This window comes from Burkholderia sp. E168m15 (assembly GCF_016586105.1).
GTDB classification, from domain to species: domain Bacteria; phylum Pseudomonadota; class Gammaproteobacteria; order Burkholderiales; family Burkholderiaceae; genus Burkholderia; species Burkholderia orbicola.
The window spans coordinates 1-5,491 of the sequence record NZ_BCPO01000136.1; the positions used below are offsets into that span (position 1 = coordinate 1).

At 68.8% G+C, this 5,491-nt stretch carries 5 protein-coding genes and 1 pseudogene; 4 read left to right on the plus strand and 2 right to left on the minus strand.

The genetic code is table 11. The annotated features are described in order from the left end of the window. Positions 1-104: 104 nt before the first annotated feature. The gene (locus JMF86_RS20900) at positions 105-1,511 is read right to left on the minus strand and encodes an APC family permease (protein WP_011547766.1); all 1,407 of its coding nucleotides are present in this window, start codon (positions 1,509-1,511) and stop codon (positions 105-107) included. A 132-nt stretch (positions 1,512-1,643) separates the two neighbouring features. On the opposite strand from JMF86_RS20900, the gene JMF86_RS20905 reads away from it, so the two are divergent. Next, on the plus strand, positions 1,644-2,444 hold the full coding sequence (locus tag JMF86_RS20905; protein WP_011547767.1) for a helix-turn-helix transcriptional regulator: 801 nt from the start codon (positions 1,644-1,646) through the stop codon (positions 2,442-2,444). A 24-nt stretch (positions 2,445-2,468) separates the two neighbouring features. Here JMF86_RS20905 and JMF86_RS20910 read toward each other — a convergent pair whose 3' ends face one another. Further along, a complete protein-coding gene (locus JMF86_RS20910) occupies positions 2,469-2,846 on the minus strand; it encodes a nuclear transport factor 2 family protein (protein ID WP_006482852.1) in 378 nt (125 codons plus the stop codon). A 375-nt stretch (positions 2,847-3,221) separates the two neighbouring features. Between JMF86_RS20910 and JMF86_RS20915 the strand changes: the two genes are divergently transcribed. From JMF86_RS20915 to JMF86_RS35385, 3 genes and pseudogenes are all read left to right on the plus strand, one after another. Further along, positions 3,222-4,106, plus strand: coding sequence for a LysR family transcriptional regulator (locus JMF86_RS20915; protein WP_041489394.1), 885 nt, complete (start codon positions 3,222-3,224; stop codon positions 4,104-4,106). Positions 4,107-4,279: 173 nt separating this feature from the next. Next, positions 4,280-5,212 (plus strand): AEC family transporter, encoded by a 933-nt coding sequence (locus JMF86_RS20920; RefSeq protein ID WP_196222401.1) that lies wholly within the window; start codon positions 4,280-4,282, stop codon positions 5,210-5,212. A 127-nt stretch (positions 5,213-5,339) separates the two neighbouring features. Beyond that, positions 5,340-5,491 (plus strand): annotated as a pseudogene (locus JMF86_RS35385) (EamA/RhaT family transporter); the annotation flags it as partial.

Here is a 5,491-nt window from a genome sequence, read left to right on the forward strand (position 1 = left end):
GTGCCGAGGCCGATGCGGATGCCGAGATCCCTCGTGCGCATGATGCAATTCCTCCAGTCTTTCGATGGTTCGTGTGTCGGTGGTGCACTGTATCGATCCGGCGCTCAGAGCGCGCGGAATGCTTCGCTGTGGCGCGCCCAGGCCACGTACATCACGAGCGCCGCGACCAGCAGCCCCGCGATGATGATCAGGTCGGTCGGTTTCGTCGCAGTCGCCAGCGTCGTGTAAAGCGTGTACGCGGCGCCCGCCACCGCGACGAGCGGCGTCACGGGCCACAGCGGCATCCGGTAGTGATGCTCGACGTCGCGGCGCACGAACCGGCTCGCGAGCGCGGCCAGCCCGACGACCAGATAAATCAGCAGCAGCAGGTCGACCGTGAACGCGGTGAGTTCGTCGAGGCTCGACACGAACACGAGCCCGGCCGACGGTATCGCGAGCGCGAGCGTCGCCAGCCACGGCGATTCGAGGCGCGGGTGGATCGTCGAGAACGCGCGGTTGCAGGTGCGCGACCAGAGCGCATGCCGGCCGCTGCTGTACAGCAGGCGGCCCATCGTGATCACGATCGCGATGATCGCGTTGAACACCGACAGGAAGATCCCGCCGCTGACCACGCGCGACACGGCCGGATTGCTCAGCGAGCGCACGACATAGCCGATCGGATCGGCGCTTTTGGTCAGCTCCGTCAGCGACGGCGCACCCAGCACGATCGCGGTGAGCGGCACCAGTTCGACGACGAGGATCACGAGCAGCGAATAGATCACCGCCTTCGCGACGTTGCGGTTGCCGCCGCACAGGTCTTCCGCGAGATACGCGGCCGAGCCGAAGCCGTTGTAGCAGAAGATCGCGGTGCCGATGGCGGGCACGATGGCCGCGAGCGTCGCCGGCACGAGCGCATTGCCGCTTGCGACGACCGGGGCGATCAGCACTTCGGCGCCGCGATGCGGCGACCCGAAGCCGAGCCCCGCGATCAGCATCAACACGCCGATTTCGACGACCAGGAACGCGCCGGTGATCCAGGCGTTCGTCTTGATGTTCAGCATGCCGAGCAGATAGCTGAGCAGCACGATCGTCAGCGCGACCGACTGGTTGCTGAAGTGCGTGCCGAGCGCGTTGTTCAGGTACGGCGCGGCGCCGCTCGCGAGCACGGCGGGGATGAACACGCTGACCGACAGCACCGTGATGAAGGTCAGGTAGCCGGGCAGCGTGCCGAACACGCGCTTGGCCATCACGTATTCGCCGCCCGCGCTGCGATGCGCGGCGCTGAGTTCCGCATAGCAGAGCGCGAACGCCAGCGCGAGCACGCCGCCGAGCACGAACGACAGCACGGCGCCGCTGCCGGCCTGCTGGATCGCGAACGGCGCGATCACGAAGATCGAGCTGGCCGGCGTCACGCCCGATACGGTGATCATCACCGCATCGCGCACGCTGAGCGTCTGCGACAGCGCGCGCGGCGCGTCTTCCGTTGCAGGCGCCGCTTGCAGGCTGCCCGTCGATTCCGACATCATCGCCATTTCGTTCTCCTGTGCTCCTATGCCACCTGTTTTTGAACGCCCATACTCGGGCCCGATTGATTGCGTGGCAGTCTAGGAAGCCAATTTCAGGACCGCTATTCCCCCTTCGTGTTACGCCCTTCCGGTGGTGGTATGGATCGTCTCTTTTCCGAAATCGCGATGCACCAGGCGCTTGGCCGCGCAATCGATCATCTCGGCCAGCCGCGCTTCTGGCGATTCCTGGTGCTGCTGCTCAATGAAATGGCGCCGTTCGACAACGCGCTGGCGACCGCGATCGGCAGCGACGGCGTACCGCTCGTGCTCGACGAATACGACACGGGCGGCACCGACGCCGCGTCGCCCGTGCCGCTTTACCTGAATGGGTTATATCTGCTCGATCCGTTCCTGCAGGCCGCGCACGACGGGCTCGCCGACGGCTGCTACCGGCTCGAGGAAGTCGCGCCCGACCTGTTCCGGCAGAGCGAGTATTTCCTGAGCTATTTCCGCGACGCGGTCGGCGACGACGAGATCCAGATTCTCGTGCGGCCGAATGCCGACACGCTGCTGTCGCTGTCGCTCGGTGCGTCGACGCGCTTCGACGTCGAACCGCTCGGCAAGCTGACGGCCGCGATGCCGTGGGTGCTCGCGGTGATTCGGCAGCACTGGAGGCTGGTGGGCGACGCCGGACGTGCGGCGCCCGACGCCGATCTCGGTACGCGCGTCGAACAGGCGCTCGCCCGCTTCGGCGCGGGCGTGCTGACCGACCGCGAGATGTCGATCGCGCGGATGGTGCTGCGCGGCAATTCGTCGAAGGCGATTGCCGAGCGGCTCGCGATTTCACCGGAAACGGTGAAGGTGCATCGGCGGCATTTGTACGCAAAGCTCGGGATTTCGTCGCAGCCCGAGCTGTTTTCGCGGTTCATCCAGGCGTTGGGGGAAGACGCGGCGGGATGAGTGCGCCGATGCACGCGACTGCCTTCACCCGCCCGCCTCGATGAACCCGCCATCGGGCGCCTGGTGCGGCACGTACCAGCCGAAATACACCTCGGCCTCGACGATCCGGCCGTCGCGTACGCGCAATCGCTCGGCGTTGCGAAACCGCCGTCCGGCGGTCGTGACGGCTTCGTACACGACGAACACGTATTCGCCGTGCACCGCCACGTCGACGAACTCGAATCCTGCGAGCATCGCGCTGTTCGGCCAGCAGCGCGCCAGATACGCGTCGCGGTCGAGCCGGTTGTCGAGCGGGCTCGTGAAATGGAAGTCCGGCGCGATCAGCGCTTCGATCGCGTCGCGGTTCTTGTCGACATACGCGCGATAGCTCGCACGCGCGACTTCACCGGGATCGTCTGGCATCGTCGTTACCTCCGCGAAGGGTCGGGGTGACCGCAACGGCTCGCGTCGCCCCGGCGCATCGATGAAACGGAAGCGGGCGGCACGCACGGCCACGGCCGCTCACGCGTGCGCGGACAGACGTGCATGTCCAGCACGACGCCATGCATGAAAGCACGCACCGGCCGATCCGGCCGTCCCGCACCGCGCCTTTCGGCGCAGACCGGGGCGCGCGTCGGTTGCCCGTTTCCGCACGCACGGGCATGATGTCCGCCAGCGTGTCGGCGCCAGCCGTCCGCTTCGGCGGTCGTCGACACCCCGAGCGGCATGCCGCCACTGCGCCGCCGGCATCGTCGAGCAATCCGCGTGCCGGCCCCGTTCGCCCATCTCACCGAGCCCATGTCACTCCGCGCCTTCAGAACGCTCGTCGCCATCGCCCGCTACCGGACCTTCGCGCGCGCCGGCGAAGCCATCGGCCTCACCCAATCGGCGGTGAGCCTGCAGATCAAGACGCTCGAAAGCGAATACAACGTGCAGTTGTTCGACCGTTCGCGCCGGCAGCCGGTGCTCACCGAAGCCGGCAACATCCTGCTCGCGCAGGCCAAGCAGGTGCTCGCGATGGTCGACCAGATTCCCGATGCGCTCAGCGACGAGAAGAAGCTGGTCGGCCGGCTGCGGATCGGCGCGATCCAGACCGCGTTGTCCGGCCCGCTGCCCGACGCGCTGCTCGCGCTGCGTGCCGCGCATCCGTCGTTGCGCGTGCACGTGTCGGCCGGCATGTCGGTGGAACTCGCGAACCGCGTTGCGGCCGGCGAGCTCGACGCGGCGATCACGACGCGCCCGGTGCGCCCGCATCCGGCGGAACTGACGTGGACCACGCTGTACGAGGATCGCTTCTGGCTGCTCGCGCCGCCCGGTCATGCGGAACGCGACGCGGGCGCGCTGCTCGATGCGCTGCCGTTCATCCGCTTCGACGCGCAGGCGTGGGCCGGCCGGATGATCGCCGCCGAGCTGCGCCGCATCGGCGTGCGGGTGCGCGAGGAGATGGTGCTGGACAGCGCGGAAACGATCGCGCGCATGGTGGCGCGCGGGCTCGGTGCGGCGATCGTCGCGCTCCCCGACGCGACGCTCGCGCGCCTGCCGCCGGTCACGCGCTTGCCGTTCGGCCAGCCGCAGATGGGCCGCGCGGTCGTGCTGCTCGAACACCAGTCGCGTCCGGCCGAACGTTTCGCCCGCGCGCTGGCCGCCGAAGTGACCGCGTCATCGATGAGAATTTCTCATTGAACACCCGATAATTCACCATTATTCCCGTTGCTTGCGCGTGTTAACTTGGCGGCATCGTCATTCTTTCGATTGCATGTCGCCATGTCGCCCGCCGGATGGATTCCCGCGTCGTTCCGCTGCGTTGCCTGCCGGCCGCGCCGGCGCTCCGGCACGACCCGCATGAAGGCGCGCCGATGATCGGCCCGATCCTGCTCGCGCTCGCGCCGGTCGCGCTGCTGGTCGCGTTCGGTCATGGCCTGCGGCGCACCGGCTTCATCGCCGCAGCGTTCTGGCCGCACGCCGAGCGGCTCTGCTACTACGTGCTGCTGCCCGCGCTGTTCGCGGACGGCCTCGCGAATGCGCGGCTGCAATCGTTGCCCGTTTTACCGCTCGCGGCGGCGCTGGTCGGTTCGACCGCATTCGCCGCGGCGCTTCTTCTGCTGGTCCGCCGGTTCGTGCGGGTCGACGGCGCCGGGTTCACGTCGGTGTTCCAGGGCGCCGTGCGTTTCAACAACTATGTCGGCACCGCGCTCGCCGCCGGGCTGTTCGGTGCGAAGGGCATTGCACTCGCGGCCGTCTGCGTCGCGGCGATCGTGCCGACCGTCAACCTGATGTGCGTGCTGGTCTTCGCGCGCTACGGCGACACGCGGCTCGGCGCGGCGGCGCTCGTGCGGCAGATCCTGTCGAATCCGCTCGTCGTCGCCTGCGCGCTCGGGATGGCGATGCAGGCCGGCGGCGTGGCGTTTCCGGCCGCCGTCGAGCCGGCCGTGCGGGCGCTCGGCGCCGCGTCGATGCCGCTCGGCCTGCTGTGCGTGGGCGCGGCGCTGACATTCGATGCGGCCCGCGCATGGTGGCAGCCGGTGTGCGTCGCATCGGCGTTCAAGTTCGTGGCGATGCCGCTCATCACGCTCGCGGCCGGCCGGCTGTTCGGGCTCGGCGATGCGGCGCTGACCGTCGCGCTGCTGTTCCAGGCGCTGCCGACCTCGTCGGCGTCGTACATCATGGCGCGCCAGCTCGGCGGCGACGCGCCGCTGATGGCCGGCATCACCGCGTTCCAGACGATCGCCGCCGCGCTCGCGATGCCGGCCGTGCTCACCGCGCTCGCGTCGGCGCCCGCGTTCCGCTGACGACGCCCGCCCAGCCCCCTTCACTGAATCGGCCCGCAGGCCGGCCATCGCGCGGTTCGGCATCGTTTAGCCGCGCGCGGCCACGCACGCCTCGCGGCACACGCTTCCTTTCGAGATTGCACGCCACATGAATGCTCCCGCCCCGCCCGCCAGCGTCGTCGCCCCCCGGCCGCACGCGGCCATCTACGTGAAGCTCACGCTCGTCGCGCTGTTCTGGGGCGGGACCTTCATCGCAGGCCGGATCCTCGCCGCGACGATGTCCGCGACCTCGGCGGCCAC

Excerpts from the sequence above, each read along its gene's own strand:
- JMF86_RS20905 (WP_011547767.1), top strand. The coding sequence starts at position 1,644 with ATGGATCGTCTCTTTTCCGAAATCGCGATGCACCAGGCGCTTGGCCGC.
- JMF86_RS20900 (WP_011547766.1), bottom strand. The coding sequence starts at position 1,511 with ATGGCGATGATGTCGGAATCGACGGGCAGCCTGCAAGCGGCGCCTGCA.
- JMF86_RS20915 (WP_041489394.1), top strand. The coding sequence starts at position 3,222 with ATGTCACTCCGCGCCTTCAGAACGCTCGTCGCCATCGCCCGCTACCGG.
- JMF86_RS20910 (WP_006482852.1), bottom strand. The coding sequence starts at position 2,846 with ATGCCAGACGATCCCGGTGAAGTCGCGCGTGCGAGCTATCGCGCGTAT.
- JMF86_RS20920 (WP_196222401.1), top strand. The coding sequence starts at position 4,280 with ATGATCGGCCCGATCCTGCTCGCGCTCGCGCCGGTCGCGCTGCTGGTC.